Origin of the sequence: Rhodococcus sp. DMU1, from assembly GCF_012272955.1 — a bacterium.
GTDB classification, from domain to species: domain Bacteria; phylum Actinomycetota; class Actinomycetes; order Mycobacteriales; family Mycobacteriaceae; genus Rhodococcus; species Rhodococcus aetherivorans.
In genome coordinates, this window is the sequence record NZ_CP050952.1 from 3924655 (window position 1) to 3942708 (window position 18054).

18 protein-coding genes and 1 riboswitch are annotated in these 18054 nt (G+C 71.7%); of the genes, 12 read left to right on the forward strand and 6 right to left on the reverse strand.

The window, feature by feature from the left end; genetic code table 11:
* Positions 1-14 precede the first annotated feature (14 nt).
* Both HFP48_RS18095 and HFP48_RS18100 read left to right on the forward strand, forming a co-directional pair.
* Positions 15-827 carry a purine-nucleoside phosphorylase gene (locus HFP48_RS18095; RefSeq protein ID WP_168579830.1) on the forward strand — a complete coding sequence of 271 codons (813 nt, stop codon included), beginning with the start codon at positions 15-17 and terminating at the stop codon, positions 825-827.
* On the forward strand, positions 824-2299 hold the full coding sequence (locus HFP48_RS18100) for a phospho-sugar mutase (RefSeq protein ID WP_168579831.1): 1476 nt from the start codon (positions 824-826) through the stop codon (positions 2297-2299). Before HFP48_RS18095 ends, HFP48_RS18100 begins: the two co-directional genes overlap by 4 nt.
* Positions 2300-2367: 68 nt before the next feature.
* Here HFP48_RS18100 and HFP48_RS18105 read toward each other — a convergent pair whose 3' ends face one another.
* Positions 2368-3063 carry an MspA family porin gene (locus HFP48_RS18105; protein ID WP_006939646.1) on the reverse strand — a complete coding sequence of 232 codons (696 nt, stop codon included), beginning with the start codon at positions 3061-3063 and terminating at the stop codon, positions 2368-2370.
* Between the two features lie 380 nt (positions 3064-3443).
* Positions 3444-4067 (reverse strand): uracil phosphoribosyltransferase, encoded by a 624-nt coding sequence (gene upp, locus HFP48_RS18110; RefSeq protein ID WP_050035488.1) that lies wholly within the window; start codon positions 4065-4067, stop codon positions 3444-3446.
* Between the two features lie 188 nt (positions 4068-4255).
* On the opposite strand from upp, the gene HFP48_RS18115 reads away from it, so the two are divergent.
* The 5 genes from HFP48_RS18115 to HFP48_RS18135 are packed head-to-tail and all read left to right on the forward strand — an operon-like array spanning position 4256 to position 9436.
* Complete coding sequence (locus HFP48_RS18115) at positions 4256-4900, forward strand: ABC transporter permease (protein ID WP_029544703.1); 645 nt, start codon at positions 4256-4258, stop codon at positions 4898-4900.
* Positions 4897-6087, forward strand: coding sequence for an ABC transporter ATP-binding protein (locus tag HFP48_RS18120; protein WP_029544705.1), 1191 nt, complete (start codon positions 4897-4899; stop codon positions 6085-6087). Before HFP48_RS18115 ends, HFP48_RS18120 begins: the two co-directional genes overlap by 4 nt.
* Positions 6084-6890 (forward strand): ABC transporter permease, encoded by an 807-nt coding sequence (locus HFP48_RS18125; protein ID WP_043801414.1) that lies wholly within the window; start codon positions 6084-6086, stop codon positions 6888-6890. The genes HFP48_RS18120 and HFP48_RS18125 overlap by 4 nt, the downstream gene beginning before the upstream one ends.
* Positions 6887-7864 (forward strand): glycine betaine ABC transporter substrate-binding protein, encoded by a 978-nt coding sequence (locus tag HFP48_RS18130; RefSeq protein ID WP_006939655.1) that lies wholly within the window; start codon positions 6887-6889, stop codon positions 7862-7864. The genes HFP48_RS18125 and HFP48_RS18130 overlap by 4 nt, the downstream gene beginning before the upstream one ends.
* A gap of 15 nt (positions 7865-7879) precedes the next feature.
* Positions 7880-9436, forward strand: a complete 1557-nt coding sequence (locus HFP48_RS18135; RefSeq protein WP_072635618.1) for an MFS transporter — start codon at positions 7880-7882, stop codon at positions 9434-9436.
* 102 nt (positions 9437-9538) lie between these two features.
* On the opposite strand, the gene HFP48_RS18140 is transcribed toward HFP48_RS18135, so the two are convergent.
* The gene (locus HFP48_RS18140) at positions 9539-9853 is read right to left on the reverse strand and encodes an SMR family transporter (RefSeq protein WP_006939659.1); all 315 of its coding nucleotides are present in this window, start codon (positions 9851-9853) and stop codon (positions 9539-9541) included.
* Between the two features lie 10 nt (positions 9854-9863).
* Positions 9864-9931, reverse strand: a riboswitch (guanidine-III (ykkC-III) riboswitch).
* Positions 9932-10102: 171 nt separating this feature from the next.
* On the opposite strand from HFP48_RS18140, the gene HFP48_RS18145 reads away from it, so the two are divergent.
* The 5 genes from HFP48_RS18145 to HFP48_RS18165 are packed head-to-tail and all read left to right on the forward strand — an operon-like array spanning position 10103 to position 13403.
* Entirely contained in the window at positions 10103-10447 is a 345-nt protein-coding gene (locus HFP48_RS18145; protein WP_029544711.1) for a hypothetical protein, read from the forward strand.
* Positions 10444-11427: a C40 family peptidase gene (locus HFP48_RS18150; protein WP_029544713.1), complete on the forward strand. Its 984-nt coding sequence runs from the start codon at positions 10444-10446 to the stop codon at positions 11425-11427. Before HFP48_RS18145 ends, HFP48_RS18150 begins: the two co-directional genes overlap by 4 nt.
* A gap of 39 nt (positions 11428-11466) precedes the next feature.
* The gene (locus tag HFP48_RS18155) at positions 11467-11799 is read left to right on the forward strand and encodes a hypothetical protein (RefSeq protein ID WP_050035492.1); all 333 of its coding nucleotides are present in this window, start codon (positions 11467-11469) and stop codon (positions 11797-11799) included.
* Positions 11800-11804: 5 nt separating this feature from the next.
* Positions 11805-12110, forward strand: coding sequence for a YbaB/EbfC family nucleoid-associated protein (locus tag HFP48_RS18160; RefSeq protein WP_029544715.1), 306 nt, complete (start codon positions 11805-11807; stop codon positions 12108-12110).
* Between the two features lie 60 nt (positions 12111-12170).
* Positions 12171-13403, forward strand: coding sequence for a primosomal protein (locus HFP48_RS18165; RefSeq protein WP_168579832.1), 1233 nt, complete (start codon positions 12171-12173; stop codon positions 13401-13403).
* Here the strand turns inward: HFP48_RS18165 and HFP48_RS18170 are convergent.
* From HFP48_RS18170 to HFP48_RS18180, 3 genes are all read right to left on the reverse strand, one after another.
* Positions 13336-14724: an FAD-binding protein gene (locus tag HFP48_RS18170; RefSeq protein WP_210432764.1), complete on the reverse strand. Its 1389-nt coding sequence runs from the start codon at positions 14722-14724 to the stop codon at positions 13336-13338. The two genes, HFP48_RS18165 and HFP48_RS18170, sit on opposite strands and share 68 nt — an antisense overlap.
* An 82-nt stretch (positions 14725-14806) precedes the next feature.
* The gene (locus tag HFP48_RS18175) at positions 14807-16897 is read right to left on the reverse strand and encodes an ATP-binding protein (protein ID WP_168579834.1); all 2091 of its coding nucleotides are present in this window, start codon (positions 16895-16897) and stop codon (positions 14807-14809) included.
* A gap of 54 nt (positions 16898-16951) precedes the next feature.
* A complete protein-coding gene (locus HFP48_RS18180) occupies positions 16952-18052 on the reverse strand; it encodes an adenosine deaminase (RefSeq protein WP_006939677.1) in 1101 nt (366 codons plus the stop codon).
* Positions 18053-18054 lie beyond the last annotated feature (2 nt).

An 18054-nucleotide genomic window follows, 5' to 3' on the forward strand; every position in this document is an offset into this window, starting at 1 on the left:
TAGGGTCGACCGACATGGGAGCACCCGACGCCATCGCCGATCCCCCTGCCGAGGCCGCCCGCGCCGCCGCGGCACTCGCCGAGCGCACCGGCGTGCCCGAGCACTCCGTCGCGGTGGTGCTCGGCTCCGGCTGGCGCGCCGCGGTGGAGCGCTTCGGCACGGCGGTCGCCCACGTTCCGATGAGCGAACTGCCGGGATTCGCCCCGCCCACCGCCGAAGGACATTCGGGCACCGTGCATTCGGTGCGGGTCGGCGAGACCCCGGTGCTGCTCCTCGCGGGCCGCACCCACGCCTACGAAGGGCACGACCTGAGCCGCGTCGTGCATCCGGTGCGCACCGCCGTCGCCGCCGGCGCGCGCACCGTCGTGCTCACCAACGCCGCCGGCGGCATCCGGCCCGATCACGCGGTCGGTCAGCCGGTCCTGATCTCGGACCACCTCAACCTCACCGGACGCTCGCCGCTCGTCGGCGCCCAGTTCGTCGACCTCGTCGACGCCTACTGCCCGAGGTTGCGCGCCCTCGCTCGCGAGATCGACCCCACCCTCGGCGAGGGCGTGTACGCCGGCCTGCCCGGCCCGCACTACGAGACCCCCGCCGAGATCCGCATGTTGCGCACCCTCGGCGCGGACCTGGTGGGCATGTCCACCGTCCACGAGACCATCGCCGCGCGTGCCGCCGGCGCCCGGGTCCTCGGCATCTCCCTGGTCACCAACGCCGCGGCGGGGATCACCGGCGAGCACCTCGACCACCACGAGGTCCTTGCGGCGGGACGGGCCGCCGCCACCCGCATGGGCGACCTGCTGCGTGAGCTGGCGGGCCGGCTGTGACCCTGCGCTTCGGCACCGCCGGGCTGCGCGGCCCCGTCGGCGACGGCCCGGACTGCATGAACGAGGACGTGGTCGTCCGCACCACCGCGGGCCTGGCCCGCTGGCTCGACGCGCGCGGCTCCGGCGGCGGCACCGTGGTCGTCGGCCGCGACGCGCGCACCGGATCGGCCGAGTTCTTCGCCGCCGCCACAGAGGTTCTCGCGGCCGCCGGTTTCGACGTCGTGGCGTTGCCGCGCCCGCTCCCGACCCCGGTGACGGCGTACGCCGTGCGGACGCTCGACGCGGTCGCGGGTGTGCAGATCACCGCGTCGCACAACCCGGCCACGGACAACGGCTACAAGGTCTACACCCGCGGCGGCGCACAACTGGTCGAGCCGGACGACCGGGAGATCGAGGCGGCGATCGACGCCGTCGGCGACGCGTCGTCGGTGCCGCGCGTCACCGTCGCACCCGCGGGGGACGAACTGGTGGCACGGTATCTCGCGCGCGTCGCGTCGCTGCCGCGCTCCGCGGCGCGGGAACTCCGCGTCGCGCTGACGCCGCTGCACGGCGTCGGCGGGGAGACCGCGGTGGCAGCCCTGCGCGCGGCCGGCTTCGGCGACGTGCATGTCGTCGACGCACAGTTCGCGCCCGACCCGCGCTTTCCCACCGTCGAGTTCCCCAACCCGGAGGAGCCGGGGTCCGCCGACGCCCTGCTCGCGCTCGCTGCCGAGGTCGGCGCCGACATCGCCGTCGCCCTCGATCCCGATGCCGACCGGTGTGCCGTGGGCGTCCCCACGCCCGACGGCTGGCGGATGCTGCGTGGCGACGAGACCGGGGTGCTGCTGGGCGACCGGATTCTCGCGGGGGCCCCGCGCGGTGCACTGGTGGCGACGACGATCGTCTCCTCGTCCCTGCTCGGCAAGCTCGCCGCCGCGCGGGGCGCCCGCTACGCGCAGACCCTCACGGGCTTCAAGTGGCTCGCCCGCGCGGGCGACGGGCTGGTGTACGCGTACGAAGAGGCCCTCGGACACTGCGTCGACCCGGATGCGGTGCGCGACAAGGACGGCATCGCCACGGCGATCGTCGTCGCGGACTACGCCGCGGAGCTGAAGGCCCGGCGGCGCACGCTCGTCGACGCTCTCGACGCCCTGTACCGCGAATTCGGGCTGCATCTCGGCGATCAGGTCTCGATCCGGGTGACCGACCTCGCGCGGATCGGGGCGATCATGAGCCGGCTGCGGTCCGCGCTGCCGGCCGAACTCGCCGGGGAGCCGGTCACGGCCACCGACCTCGCGACGGCGGCCGGCCCGCTGCGCACGGACGCGGTGGTACTCGAGGGGGCGTCGGTGCGCGTCGTGGTGCGGCCCTCGGGCACCGAGCCGAAGCTCAAGTGCTATCTCGAGGCGGTCGCCCCGGACGGTGACCGCGGCGGCGCGACGGCGCGCCTACGGGCGTTGCGCGCGTGGGCATCCGCGCTGAGCGACGGGTAACCACGCACGTCGGTGCCGGCGGTGCCCGCGTGTCGCGGTCACAGCCGGCACCGGAGCGACGACGATTCTCAAAGGCGGTGCGGCACCCCGTATGTGATGACGGTGTCGTTGTTCGAGGTGACAGCCCTGGCGTACGGGCGGATCGTGACCGGGCCGAGCGCTCCCGAGACCGAGCCGTGGACTCCCGCGAGCCGGACGGTCGCCGCCCTGCCGTCGAACTCCATGTCCTGGACGAATGCCACGTCGGTGATGCCGCCGGGCGCAAGATCGACCTCGATCTCCTGGGAGGGGATGATCGAACCGCCGATCGTCGCGCCGGTGCTCGCGTCGAGCCCGAGCGCGAACTCGGGGGCGAGCTCGACGCCGATGCCGAACTCGTTGCCAACCTCCCAGTCGAGGCTGGGGGTGTTGATGTGCACGATGGCACCGTTGAGGGCGACGGGATAGCCGATCTGGTATCCGATGGTCAGTTTGGTGTCCTGGAAGGAATCCGCGTCCGGCCCGGTGATGTTGACCGATACGACCTCGTCGTGGAAGAACTCGAAGCTGACGGGCGAGCTGTCGAGCGGCGGATAGGACTGGATCGACGTGTCGGCCTGGAGCACTTCGATGGCGTTGTTGTTGCCGAGGGGCAGCGTCCGGGCATTGTCGACAGCGGCTCCGGCACTGCCGGACCCCACCACCATGCCCAGCACTGCGGCCGCACCGAGTGCGGTGGCCCGGGCGCACTGTCGAAACCTGTTGCCGGAGAAGGTGTTGATCATCGAGCGGACCTCATTTTCGTGGACGGTCGAGGGCAGTGGACGAACCAACCGATCTCGGCGAGCGTAACCACAGAAGCCCCGTCCGGAAGGCGAGTTGATCATCTTCGCCGAAACGAGACGGAATCGGCCGGACACACCGCCGCTCCGGACCGGACCCCCCTCACGTCCGGCACCGCGACCGGAATCTCTTCCTGTCCTGCGGTTTCGCGGGTTCCGGGCCGGATGCCGGCGAGGCGCGCAATGCCGCGGAGCCGACCCGCACCAGATCCCAAAAGAAACTCTATTGTAATCCTGTCACACAACAGACAAAGAGGACATACAAGACTATCTCGGCGTCGGTCCGGATCGTCGGTGCGGCGCAAGCGGATCCGCGAGCCGCCTCAGCGAGGTCCGAACTGGCGGTCGCCGGCGTCCCCGAGTCCCGGGACGATGTACCTGTCCTCGTTGAGTCCCTCGTCGATCGTCGCGGTCACCAACCGGACCGGATGACCGGAGTCGGCGAGCGCCGCCACCCCCTCCGGGGCCGCGACCACGCACACCGCGGTGACGTCGGTTGCTCCGCGCGTGACCAGCAGCTCGATCGTGTGGACCATGGAGCCGCCGGTGGCGAGCATCGGGTCGAGCACGTAGACCGGCAGGCCGGACAGGTCGTCCGGGAGCGACTCGAGGTACGGCACCGGCTCGAACGTCTTCTCGTCCCGGGCCAACCCCACGAAGCCCACGCGCGCCTGCGGGATCAGCGCGTGCGCCTGCTCCACCATGCCGAGCCCCGCGCGCAGCACCGGCACCAGCAGCGGGGGCTGCTGCAGGCGCACACCGGTCGTGCTCGCGACGGGCGTGCGCACCTCGAACTGCTCCACCGGGGCGTCCCGGATCGCCTCGTAGATCAGCATCTGGGTCAGCCGGCGCAGCGCGTACCGGAAGGCGGCGTTGTCGCTGCGCTCGTCACGCAGGGTCGTGAGGAGAGCGGCGGCGAGCGGATGGTCGACGACGAGCGAATCCATGCCGGAAGGATAGAACGCGGCCACCGTGTGCCTGCCGCCGAGTGGGGCCGCGGACCACCCGCCCTCGGGCGGCGATCGACGGTCCGTGCCTGCCGGGTTCTCCGTCGCGGTTCTCCGTCTCGGCGCGAAGCCCACCGCAGGTGTGCCATCGTGACAGTCGGGCGTGCGGGGAGACGGGACGGGTGCGCATGTGGGAATTCGTCGACGAGCGGAAGGCGCAGATCGCCTTCAGCGCCTACCAGCACGTGAGCCTGGTCGTGCAGGCCGTCCTCCTCGCCACGATCGTCGCCGTCGTGATCGCGGTGATCGTCACGCGCGTCCCGCGGCTCGAACCGGTGGCGAACGCGCTCAGTGCCATCGGTCTGACGATCCCGTCGTTCGCCCTGCTCGGCATCCTGATCCCGCTCGTCGGAATCGGCGTCACCCCGGCTTTCATCGCCGTGGCGTTCTACGCGGCGCTGCCCGTGCTGCGTAATGCGGTCGTCGGCCTGCAGGGCGTCGACCGGGCGCTCGTCGAGTCGGCGCGAGGCCTCGGCATGGGCGAGGTCGGCACCCTCACCCGCGTACGGCTCCCCCTGGCCTGGCCGGTCATCCTCGCCGGGGTACGGGTCTCCACCCAGATGTCCATGGGGGTCGCCGCCATCGCCGCCTACGTCCTCGGCCCCGGCCTGGGCTCGTTCATCTTCACGGGCCTGTCCCAGATCGGTGGCGCCAACGCCCTGAATTCCGCGCTCGTGGGCACGGTGGGCGTGGTCGTGCTCGCCCTCGCTCTCGACGCACTGCTCCTCGCGATCGGCAAGGTCACCGTCTCGAAGGGAATCCGAGCCCGATGAACACGCCAGCACATTCCGCCGGGGGCATCAGCGGCACCGACATCGACCTGGTCGACGTGGTGAAGACCTTCCCCGGTCAGGCCCGGCCCGCCGTCGACGGACTGAGCCTGCACATCCCGGCGGGCGAGATCGTGATGTTCGTCGGTCCGTCCGGTTGCGGCAAGACCACGTCGCTGAAGATGATCAACCGGCTCGTCGAACCCACCTCCGGCACCATCCTGATCGGGGGTGAGGACGTCCGTTCCGCGGACGTCGACGACCTGCGCCGGCGGATCGGGTACGTGATCCAGGGCGGCAGCCTCTTCCCGCACATGACGGTCGCCCAGAACATCTCGATCGTGCCCCGGCTGCTGGGCTGGGACAAGCGACGGACCGCGGACCGGGTCGTGGAGCTGCTCGAACTGGTCAACCTGGATCCCGGCAAGTACTGCGACCGGTACCCGCGGGAGCTCTCCGGCGGCCAGCAGCAGCGGGTCGGCGTCGCGCGGGGCCTGGCCGCCGACCCGCCCGTGGTGCTGATGGACGAGCCGTTCGGGGCGGTCGATCCGATCACCCGGCACCGGCTGCAGGACGAGCTGCTGCGCATCCACGAGGAACTGCGCAAGACGATCGTGTGCGTCACCCACGACATCGACGAGGCCGTGAAGCTGGGCAACCGCATCCTGATCATGGAGGAGGGCGCGCACGTCGCCCAGTACGACACCCCCGAGGTGATCCTCTCGGCACCGGCGAACCGGTTCGTCGAGAAGTTCGTCGGCGCCGGGTCCACCCTCAAGCAGCTGTCCCTCAGCCGGGTCGACGACCTCGACCTCGTCGACGGCACCACCGCCACCGTGGGAAGCCCCGCCGCCGAAGCTGTCTCCCGCGCCGCGGCGAACGATGACGACACCGTCGTGGTCCTCGACCAGCGACGGCGGCCGGTGGCGTGGCTGTGGGTGCACGAGCTCGAGGGCGCCGAGTCCGTCCCGGCCGGCGAACCGCAAGGCGTGATCACGCTCGATCGGCACGCCACGTTGAACGATGCGCTCGACGCGATGCTCACCTCGGCGCACGGGGCCGCGATCGTGACCGGCCGGCACGACGAATTCCTCGGATTGGTGAACTTCGAGTCCGTCACCAACCGGATCCGCCCCACCGGTCCACGCTCGGCGGGGCCCGGCGCCGACGACACCGGGAGCCGCATATGAGCCTCGACGCCGAGCCGGCCGCGCCGTCGCGCGCCGCGGGAACCGGGACACGCTCGCGCGACGCCGGCGCGGGGCGTGAGAACACGGGGCTGCTCGTCGTCATCCCCGTCCTGGTGGCGGTGGTGTTCGCCGCGTGGGCACTGTGGCGGGGCAACGCCGACCTCGACTCGATCGAGGCCCGGCAACTCGACTGGACCACGATCACGACCCTGCTCTGGCAACACGTCGGGCTCACCGTGGTCTCGGCGATCCTCGTCGTGGCGGTGGCCGTCCCGCTCGGCATCGCCCTGACCCGGCCGAGGTCACGCGCACTCGCACCCGTGGCGGTGGGGATCGCCAACGCGGGCCAGGCGGCCCCGGCCATCGGCCTGATCGTGTTGCTCGCGATCTGGCTCGGCTTCGGATTCGGCACGGCGGTCGTCGCCCTGACCCTGTACGCCGTCCTTCCGGTGCTGCGGAACACGATCACCGGGATCGAGGGCATCGACCCCACGCTCGTCGAGGCCGGCCGCGGAATCGGCATGTCCGGCGCCGGGGTGCTGCTGCGCGTCGAACTGCCGCTCGCCGTACCGGTGATCATGACCGGCGTGCGCACCGCCCTCGTCCTGCTCGTGGGCACCGCCACCTTGGCCACGTTCATCAACGCCGGCGGCCTCGGTTCCCTCATCGTCACCGGCATCACCCTCTTCCGGTATCCGGTGCTCGTCAGCGGGGCCCTGCTCGTGGCGCTGCTCGCCCTGCTCATCGACTGGGCGGGCCGGGTCCTCGAACTCACGGTGCAACCGAAGGGGCTGCGCCGGTGACCCGGATCCTGCTGCCCCGCATCGTCGGATCCCTGCTCGTCGCGGCGACCCTGACCGCCTGCGGACTCGGAACCGCCGGCGGCTTCGTCCCCACCGGCGAGCTCGCCGGCCCCCTGCAGTCCGTCCAACGGCTCGACGGGGCGAGCGTCGCGGTCGGGTCGAAGAACTTCTCGGAAGGAGTCCTGCTCGGGAAAATGGCGGTGATCCTCCTGCGCTCGGCCGGTGCGGACGTCACGGATCTGACCAACATCCCCGGCAGCGCCAGTTCCCGCCAGGCGCAGCTCGAGGGACAGGTCGACCTCCAGTGGGAGTACACCGGAACGGCCTGGATCGCCTACCTCGGACACGAGGAGGCCATCCCGGACGAGCAGGCCCAGTACCAGGCCGTACGCGACGAGGACCTGCGCGAGAACGATCTGGCGTGGCTGCCGCCCGCCCCCATGAACAACACCTACGGCTTCGCGGCCACCAGCCGCAACGCCCAGCGCCTCGGCGTGGACTCCCTCTCCGACATCGCGAACATCCCGGTCGCCGAACGCACCTTCTGCGTGGAATCCGAGTTCGCCAACCGCAACGACGGCCTGCAGCCGATGCTCGAGACGTACGGGATCCCCCTCGGCTCCGGGGTCCCGCGGGAGAACATCAAGACCCTGGACACCGGGGCGATCTACGAGGCGACGGCCCGGGGCGAATGCAACTTCGGGGAGGTGTTCACCACGGACGGACGGATCGAGGCGCTCGATCTCGCGGTGCTCGAGGACGACCGCACGTTCTTCCCCATCTACAACGTGGCCGTCGTCGTCCGCGAGGAGACCCTCACCGAGAATCCGCAGATCGCCGACCTGTTCGCACCCGTCACCCGGGAGCTGACCGACGAGACCCTCATCGAGCTGAACGGGCAGATCGACGTCGACGGCCGGGAGCCGGCCGAGGTGGCCTACGACTGGCTCGTGGAGAAGGGCTTCATCGAGTAGGACGGGGTGTGCGTGATGGCCGAACGCGCCGAGGCCGCGCCGCGCCTCACCGGCCGGATCCTCCTGACCGTTCTCGGTCCCGCGATCGCCTACGCGATCGCGGCCGTCGACCCGCTGATGCTGACCCTCAATCTGTCCACCGTGGGCCGCGGTCTCGACGTTCCCGCCGACCGGATCGGGATGCTCGCCGCCGCCTCCACCCTCATGGTGGCCGCATCCGTCCTCGCGGTCGGGACTCTCGGCGACCGGTTCGGGCTCGCGCGCATGCTCGTGTGGGCCCTCGTCGCCAACATCGCCGTCGGGTTGCTGTCGTCGCTGGCGCCGAACTATCCGGTGCTGCTGCTGATGCGCTTCCTGGACGGCCTGGCGCTGACCGCGCTGCTGGGACTGTCGCTGGCGCTCGTCACCGCCTCCGTCCCGGCCGAACTGCGGTCGACGGCTCTCGGCGTCCTCATGGCCGTCGACACGGTCCTGTACGGCATCACTCCGGCGGTCGGCGGGTGGGTCGTGGAGACGTTCGGCTGGCGATCGCTGTTCCTCGTCACCCCGCCGCTCGCGCTGCTCGCGCTGACACTGATCGTCCGGTTCGTCGACGAACCACCGCGCCGGGCCGCGGGCGGAGTCGACGTCCTCGGTGTGAGTCTGTTCGGGGTGGCTCTGCTCGGCCTGGTGGCGGGGATCGGAGCGGTGCCCGACGGGCTCACCGAACCGCGCGCCTGGGTGCCCCTGAGCGTCAGCGTCGCCGCCGCCGCGACGTTCGTGTGGCACGAACGCAGGACGCCGGAGCCGGCCCTGAACCTGTCGCTGTTCGGGCGCCGCGCCTTCGTCCTCGCGGTGCTCGCGGTCCTGACCGTGAACCTGCTCGCGGCCGGTCTGGGAACCGTGCTCGGCCAGCTCGGCGACTACGTGCTGGGCATGTCCTCGCAGGCCGTCGGACTGCTGTACCTTCCCGGCACGCTCGTGATCGCCGCGGCGAGCGTGCTGGCCGGCCGGATGATCGCCGCGCACACCGCGCGCCCGGTGCTGGTGACCGGACTGTTGGTCATCGTGCTGAGCGGCCTCGTGACGGCGGCGACGGTCGCCCCGACGATGACGGTCGCGGCGCTCGTCGTGGCGACGTGGACCAGCAATCTGGGCGGATTCGTGGCCGGAACCGCGACCGCCGACACGATCCTCTCGCAGGCCGAGACCGGCAACACCGGGTCGATCGCCGCCGTCCAGCCGGCGTTCGGAATGATGGGCTACGCCCTCGGCCCGACCGTCTACATCCTGCTGCTCGACGCGTTCTACCGGCGAGAAGTGCTCGAGGACGCCGAAACTCGCGGCATCTCGGTCCAGGAGGCGGAGCAGGCCGAGCACGCCGTCACGATGACGATGTCCCACAGCGGCGGCCCCACCGGGTACGACCCCAACCTGGTGCAGCTCGCCCACGGGCTGACCCTCGGCGTCGACTTCACCGAGGGCGTCGCGACCACCATGCTGATCGTCTCGGCGCTGCCGCTCGTCGTCGCGGTGCTGGTCTTCTTCCTCATGCCGCGACGACCCGACGGCGCCGGCGCGCGCACGCCGTGACGGCCGATCCGCCACTGCCGTGCGCGGATTCGTGCGCCCGGTTCCGGGGCCGGTGCTCCTCGCGGCCGGCCCCGACGGTTGCGGTGTCCCTCCGGAACGGGTTCAGTGCACCAGCTTCAGCCCGATCACGCCCCCGACGATCATGCCCAGGAACACGACTTTCGACGCCGACACCGCCTCCTCGCCCGTGGCCATCGCGAACGCCACGGTGAGAACCGCACCGATCCCCACCCACACCGCGTAGGACGTCCCCACCGGCAGCCGGCGCATGGCATACGCCAGTCCCGCCATGCTCGCGACCAACGCCGCGACGAACACCACCGACGGGCCGAGCCGGCTGAGTCCCCGGGACCGATCCAACGCGGTGGCCCACACCGCCTCCAGCACCCCGGACACCACCAGAACCAACCACGACATCACAGCCTCCGACGGGCCGTCTTGTCGCACACCGGGTACGGCGCCCCTCGTCCGGGAGCCCGGTGAGGCAGGCTCGCGTCCACGGTCCCACACCCCGTGACGGGGAACAAGTTCGCCCTCTGCGTGGCGGGACAGCGGGACGCGCTCGCCCGTGGCGTCCGTACCGCGGGGCCGCAGGGAACCGGGCCGCCGCCCGCTGCGTCCAAGCGGTGGAAGGACGATCCGTTTCCACGGAGGGGAGCAGGCCGAATGGACGCAGGCACCGGCAACGGCAACCACGAGGTGGTACGCGCCCGGCCCGGGACGATCGCGGCGTTCGGGCACACCGCCGCGGCCCTGGGCGAGCGGCTGCACGACGCCGCCGCCGACGCACGCGCGGCCGATCCGGCACCGCTCGCGACGGTGTTCGGCCCGGTCGGCGCCGAGTTCCTCGCCGCGTTCGCGGCCACCCACCGCGGCCACGGAGCGGAACTGACCCGTCTCGGTGACACCTTCGACGCCATGGGCGCCATCGCGGGTGCCACCGCGGCCGCCTACGAACGCGTCGTCGCCGCCCAGGCGGCACGGCTGAACGCCGCCGGGGCCCCGCGGTGACCGCGGCGCCGGGGGCGGATCTGCTCACCGCTCCCCTGGCCGAGCTGTTGTCGGCGTTCGGCGCCGGAGCGGTCGGCACCGACCCGGCCGCCGTGCTGCGGTCGTGCGCCGAACTGGTCGACGGCGTGCACTCGGTGGGCCGGGTTGCGCTGGGCGAACTCGCGTGGGACTGGGCGGGGGCCGCGGCGGAGACGGCCGTGCGCAGCGGCGAGCGGGCGCTCGCCGACCTCGTCGCCGCCGCCGACCGCGGGACGGCCATCGCCGACGTCGCGGCGGACGCGACCACGACCGTCCTGACCGGTGCAGCCGAAATCGCCCGGCTGATCGAATCGTTCACGACGCTGGCCGAGCGCTCCGCTCCCCTGGCGGCGCTACCGCAGGGGCAGATGATGTTGCTGGTCGCGGCGATCGAGCACATCGCGGCCGGGCTCGACGTGCTTACCCGGGTCACCTCGTCGCTCGCCGAGCAGACGACCAGGATGGCGGAGCTGATGCCCTCGGAGCCCGCACCGGCAGCACCGACGGCCGGCGATCCGGCCGCCTCACCGGCCGGCGAGCTGCGGGCCTTCGGCGGCAACGGCACCGAGGTGCGGCTGCCCGACGGCAGCGTTGCCGTGGCACCCAATCGGGCGGCGGCCGAGGCGGTGCGTCACGCGCTCTCCCAGCAGGGCACGCCCTACGTGTGGGGTGGCACCGCACCGGGGCAGGGCCTCGACTGCAGCGGCCTGACCCAGTGGGCGTACGGGCAGGCCGGGGTGCAGATTCCGCGCCTTGCGCAGGAGCAGGACGTCGGCACCCCCGTCGAGGCGAGCGCGGTGCAGCCCGGCGACCTCGCGGTGTGGGACGGGCACGTCGCGATGATCGTCGGAAACGGCCTCATGGTCGAGGCCGGCGACCCGGTGCAGCTGTCGCCGATCCGGACCACGAACAGCGGGATGGGGTTCCAGGGCTTCTTCCGTCCCACCGGCCCCACCGGCTAGGCCGGGAACCGAGGGGCGCGGCGTCGCGTCCAACCCGGTATGGACACCGCGGAGACGACCATCACGACGGCGACCGCCCGGAACCGGTCCGGCACCGTCTCGGTGCGCACCACCGAACAGGGCCTGCCCGTCGACCTGCACATCGATCAGAGCGAACTACGTTACGGGGCAGCACAACTGGCCGAACAGATCGTGTCGCTGTGCCGTCGCGCGACACTCGAGGCCGCCGCGCTGCACCGAGAGGAGCTGGCGGGCAGGGGAATGCCGGAGGGACTGTTGAACCGGCTGGGACTGCCCACCCACGACGACGTGCAGCGCGCACGCCGCGACGACGCGCGGACGGCCGGCTCTCCGTCGGCGACCGGGTGGTGAGCGCGATGTCGGCGAGCGATCAGCGGATCACGGAGATCGTGGACGGTGTGCGCACGCGGCTCGGGGCCCTGCAGGACTGTGTGGCCGCACTCGGCGTGGTGTCGGGCGCCGCGACGAGCCCGGACGGCCTCGTGCGGGCCGAGGTGGACGGCAACGGCGCCCTGACCAGGCTGTGGCTCGACGAGGCGCTGAACGGGCTCCACGCGCGCGACGTGGCGGCATCGATCCTGGCCACGACGCACGAGGCGGCACGGGCCGCCGCCGCCGAACGAGCTCGTCTGCTCGGGGAACTCCGCGGTGCACTCGGGTGACGGTCGTCTCATCGGCGCCCAGCTATGTCTTCGGCCGGGACATGGCTAGGCTTGGCGACCATGGCTGGAGACATCGTCCCGATCGAGCTCGGTCTCACCGACGGCGACGTCGTGACCCTCTGGGCGCCGCGGTGGCGCGAGGGCGACGACGAATGGGAGGCGTTCCTCGGCCACGGTGACGATCTGTACGCGTTCGGTGCGGTGGCCGAGCTCGTCGCGTTCGTCCGCTCCGGCGCCGACAACGACCTCGTCGAGCATCCGGCCTGGCCGGTGGTCGCGAAACTCTCCGCGGAGGAGTTCGAGCCGGACGAGAGCCATTCGTACGACCTGATCGGCGTGCCGGAACTGGTGGCGGACGACGCGGACCCGGAGTCCGTCGCCGAACTGCAGAACACGTTCGACATCGTCTCCGTCCTCGGCGACGTGTGCGAGCTCGAGTCGGTGACGAAGTTCTTCGAACGGGCGGAGATCGAGGCGCTGCTGAGCCACGGTGTCGCGGCGTTCGAGGGCCGCGAGGGCGGGGAGCTGTGGAACCGGGTCGGCTCCGCCGTCGCCGAGGACTGGGACGGGGTGATCGACGCGCTCGACGCCGTCGTGACGTCCCGCGAGGTCGACGCCGGGCTCGTCGCCGAGGCCGAGGCGGAACTCGTCGCGGCCGAGGAGAACATCGTCGAGGCCGAGGACGCCGCCGAGGAGGCGGAGGACGAGGAATACGAGTTCGTCGACGGGGACGAGAACGAGGACACGAGCTTCTGGACGGCGGTCGGAATCGACCCGGTCAAGATCATCTCCTCCGACGGCACGTGGTTCACCCTGCGCTGCTACCTCGACGACGACGCGCTGTTCCTCGGCCGCGACGGGACGATCCTCGTGTTCCCCACGGAGCGGGCGCTGGCGCGCTACCTGGCCGACCACCACGACCACGATCTGGCGGCGCTCAGCACCTACGACGACATCCGGCACGCGGCGACGGACGGTTCCCTCGAGGTCGAGGTGACGGACGAGAACGTGTACGTGCTGCCCGGGATCGCGGACGACATCGAGCACGGTACGGAGGCGGTGGACGCCGATCAGCTGGATCTGGCGGTCGAACTGTTCACCGACGCCGCGAACTACGCCGAGGACGACAGCACCGACGCCGCGCTGGCCGGGTCGACGGAGCTGGGCTGGTTCGTCAACTACGTGCTCGAGCCGGATCCGACGCGGCTCGCGCCCAGCGCGCCGTTCACCGCGGAGGCCGAGGCGTGGCGGGCTCTCGAGCGGGAGTTCGAGACCCGGCTGCACAAGCACTGATCGTCCGGCGGAGCACCCGCCCGACCACCGGCGCGGCGAACAGCGTCCCGGGCGGATCCACCATCGCCGCGACGCGGAAGAATGCGCGGACCACCTCGGGATCCTGCGCGGCGGCGGCGTGGACGAGCGGCAGGTAGCGGTTGGCCAGGCGCACTTTCGCGCTGCGCCGGCCCTCGACCTGCGGCCAGGCGAGGTCGCCGCCGGTGGCCATGTCCCAGGGCACGTCGACGACCTTCGCCATATCCCGGAACCATCGATGCGGGTCCGGCTCCCGGCCGCCCTTCAGGTGTTCGGCGAGCAGCCCGGCTTCGAACGCCGCGATGCTCATTCCCTGCGCGTAGATCGGGTTGAAACTGCATGCGGCGTCGCCGGTCACCAGCAGTCCCTCCGGCAGCCGCCGGCACCGTTCGTAGCGCTGCCGCCGACTCGCCGGAAAGTGGTACGACCGGGGCGCGTCGAGCGGCTCGGCGTCCCGGATCGCGTCGTACACGTCCGGGCGGGGCAGGGACCGCAGGAAGTCCACCCAGCCGTCCGGCGAGGACGGGGGCCGGTGCCCGAGCATGCCCACCGCCGTCACGAGGCAGCGACCGTTCTCGATCGCCTGGATGGCGGCACCGCGCGGGTACGGCGGCGACGGCGCGAGCAGAATCCCCAGGTCGCCGCCCATGAGTGCCGGATCGGAGGCGTAGGTGCGCGTGACGTACGTGAGGTCGACGCGCACCTCCTCCCGCTCGGGCGGGTGGTATCCGAGCCGCTCGAGCCACGCCGGGGTTCGCGAACCACGGCCGGTGGCGTCGACGACGAGATCGGCGTCGAGAACCTCCTCGACGCTGCCGTCCGCCCGGCGGAGCACGCGCACGCCGGTGACCTTTCGGCCGTCCCGGCTCACGGTCAATCCCAGCGCGTCGCAACGATCGACGATCCGCACTCCGGGACGTGCGGCGACGCGGGACCGCACCCGATGTTCGAGATTCGGCCGGCTCGCGCTCACCGCCGTCAGGTCGCTCTCCGCCTGCCGGAGGCGGTGGCCACCCAGATACCAGCGCACGTCGCCGCACTGGTCCACCATCGGTGCACCGTCGCCGACGAGATCGGCGGTGAGCCCGGGCAGCAGTTCCTCCATCGCGCGCATCCCGCCGGCCACCAGCACATGGATGTGCCGACCCTGCGGTACGCAGCGCCGTGCCGCGGCACCGTCCGGCAGTCTGTCGTGATCGAACACCACCACGTCCGAGTACGCATCCGACAACACCCGCGCGGCGAGCAGACCGGCCGTTCCCGCGCCGAGGACCACGGCGCGATCACCGATACGTGTCACCATTTCCGGCACCTCCTCGTTCGAGTGCGAGAAGCATGCGTCCGGAATCTGCTCGGTCACCAGTCCGTTCGGTGCTCGGTTGTGCTCACTGCCGGCGGCCGTACACCTCCTGGTCCCACAGCCACGACACGATCCGCTCCACCCCGGTGGCCAGGTGCCTCCGATAGGTGCTGAACGGCAGTCCGAGCGCTGCCGCGGCCGACTCCTGGGTCGCCGCCGGCCGCAGATACGTCCGGTCCACGGCCCGCAGCAGTTTGTCGTCGCGGGGATGGTCGGCGAGGGTGGCGACCGCGTCGCGCAGCACCTGCTCGAGCAGCGCGACGTCGGGTTCACCGGCGCCGGCCCGGTCGTGGAGCAACCGGGTGCGCAGCAGGGGATTGCGGGCGAGCAGAGCGTGCTGCCGCAGGTCGTGCAGGCCCTGCTTGACCGACTGCGCGAACTCGGGTTGGGAGAGTACGAGCAGCACGGGTGCGCTGGGCACCGGCGGCGACGGACCGCGGGCCAGCGCCCGTTCCGTCACCCGTTCGAGCCAGGCGCCGACCGGGACGCGCCGGAAATCGTGGGCGAACAGGCCGAATCGGCGGGGACCGACGACGAAGTCGCCGCCGTCGACCCGTGGGAGGTCGGCGACGGCGAAGTAGTCGTCCCACCGGTCCGGCTCGGCCAGGACGAGCACGTCGTAGGCGAGGCCCCGGGTGGTGAGGTATCGCTGCATCGTGAGGATCGGGACCGCGTTGAGCGTCGGCGAGGGATCCTGGTACGTCTCCCGGTCCACGACGAATCGGGTCTGGGTGACGACGTCGCCCTCGCGCACCGGCGTGCCTCGCCGCGCGGCCCGCCATGCCGCCGCGGCCCCGGGGTCGCGGTCCCGGTCCTCTTCGGAGGCGCGGGTGAGGTCCAGCAGCCCGATCACTCCGCGGACGGTTCCGTCCGGGCAGCGCAGAACGAAGAAGCCGTCCGGTTGCCGGTCGAGCCACCGCTGCGCGAGCCGGGCGGACTCGGCTCCCTCCGCGGTCCGGATCAGCTCGACGACCGCCGCGTGCTCGGCGGCGGTGGCGGGTTCCGGATAGTACCGGCCCCAGCTCTCCCACTGCACCGGCGAGAGCACGCCGGCGAGGTGACGGAACACGAACTTCAGGTCGAAGATCGCCTGTTGTTGCCGCCGTCCGGTCGCCGAGTCGAGGGTTCGGTGGATGTGCCGCCACACCCGGCGGAAGACGTCGGCATAGCTGTCGGCGTCCCGCCACCACAGGTCGGCGTCGATGACGTCCCGAGCCAGGTCGTGGGGATGGAGGCCGTCGGCCCCGGTCTCGACGAACGAGAGGCCCCGAAGCCACCGGAATGCGTCGTGGGCGCAGTCGTCGCCGGTGCCCAGCGCGTCCCGCAGGAGCGATTCGGTGGTCACGCGTGCGAGTGCGCACACTTCCAGGGCCCGGCGATGCACGGTGCCCGGTTCCTCGTCGACGAACCGGCGCAGCAGCGTCCCCACGAGGTCGGGACTCAGCGGATCCGCGTCGGCACGTCCGCCGCGGAGCACCGCGTCGGCGAGCAACGACAGCGCCAGCGGATGGCCGTGTGCCACGCGGCAGAGGCGGTCGTGCAGTTCGTCCCGGACCCCGACGGCGCGCAGGTAGTCGACGCTCTCCCGGGGTGCGAGATTGCGCATCGACACCACCCGCAGCAGATCGCCCCATGCGAGGTCCGAGCGCCACTGCGGCGACGGCGGACTCCGCCCCGCGATCACGGTCACCGCGCTGTCCGGCAACCGCGGCAACAGATCCCGGCGGATCCAGCCGTCGATCGGTGCGAGTGCCTCGTACGTGTCGATCACCATCACCAGCCGTTGCCCGGAGGCGGTGGCGATTCGATCCGCGTCCAGGTCGAGATGCTCCGCCAACGAGGCGAGCACGGCGGCCGGGGCGGGAACGAGGTCCCGCCCGTCGAGACGCACGAGGACCGAACCGGCCCCGACGGCGAGATCGGCCACCTCGTCGAGCAGGCTCGTCTTACCGATCCCTCCGGGCCCGTACAGGTACAGCACCGAGAACGGGGGCCGGGGCGAGTCGAGGGCGGCACGTACGAGTTCGAGCTCGGCCGAACGACCGACGAACCGGCGCCGCCGGCGCGCGGCGAGCACGTCGCCGAGAGTTGCCGAGGGCGGGACGCGATCGCCCATACCTCGACCCTACGAGGTGAGGTCCGCCGAGGGTACTGTCCGACGAGGGGACTGTCAGCCGATCAGGACGGCGTAGCCGGGCTTGATCACGTCGTCGATGAGCTCGAGCCGCTGGTCGAACGGCAGGAACGCGGACTTCATCGCGTTGATCGTGAACCGCTCCAGGTCGGACCACCCGTACCCGAACGTCTCGACCAGCCGCATCATCTCCTTGCTCATCGTCGTGTCGCTCATCAGGCGGTTGTCGGTGTTGACGGTGACCCGGAACCGCAGGCGCGCCAGCAGGTCGAACGGATGCTGCTCGAGGGTGTCCACGGCGCCGGTCTGCACGTTCGAACTCGGGCACAGCTCGAGCGGGATCCGCTTGTCGCGGACGTAGTTCGCCAGCAGGCCGAGGGTGGCGGTGCCGTCCGCGGCGACGGTGATGTCGTCGACGATGCGCACGCCGTGGCCGAGGCGGTCGGTGCCGCAGAACGCGATGGCCTCGTGGATGGACGGCAGCCCGAAGGCCTCCCCCGCGTGGATCGTGAAGTGCGCGTTGGCGGCGCGCATGTACTCGAAGGCGTCGAGATGCCGGCTCGGTGGGTAGCCGGCCTCGGCACCGGCGATGTCGAACCCGACGACGCCGCGGTCGCGGAACCGCACCGCGAGTTCGGCGATCTCCCGGGACCGGGCCGCGTGCCGCATCGCGGTGAGCAGCAGCCGCACCCGGATCGGCTGGGCGCCGGAGGCCTCCACCGCGGACTCCCCCGACCGGAACCCCTCGAGCACGTGCTCGACCACGGAGTCCAGGTCCAGCCCCCGCTCGAGGTGCTGCTCGGGAGCGAAGCGGACCTCGGCGTAGACGACGCCGTCGGCGGCGAGGTCGAGCACGCATTCGCGGGCGACCCGCTCGAGGCCGTCCGGGGTCTGCATGACGGCCACGGTGTGCGCGAACGTCTCGAGGTACCGCTCGAGCGAGCCGCTGTCGGCCGAGTCCCGGAACCAGCGCGCCAGCTCGGGTTCCGTGCCGGCCGGCAGCCGGTAGCCGCAGGCATCGGCCAGCTCGAGTACGGTTCCCGGCCGCAGACCGCCGTCGAGGTGGTCGTGCAGAAGCACTTTCGGCGCGGTCCGCAGCGCGGATTCGGTCAGTGTCGTCGTCGCCGGCTCCGTCATGC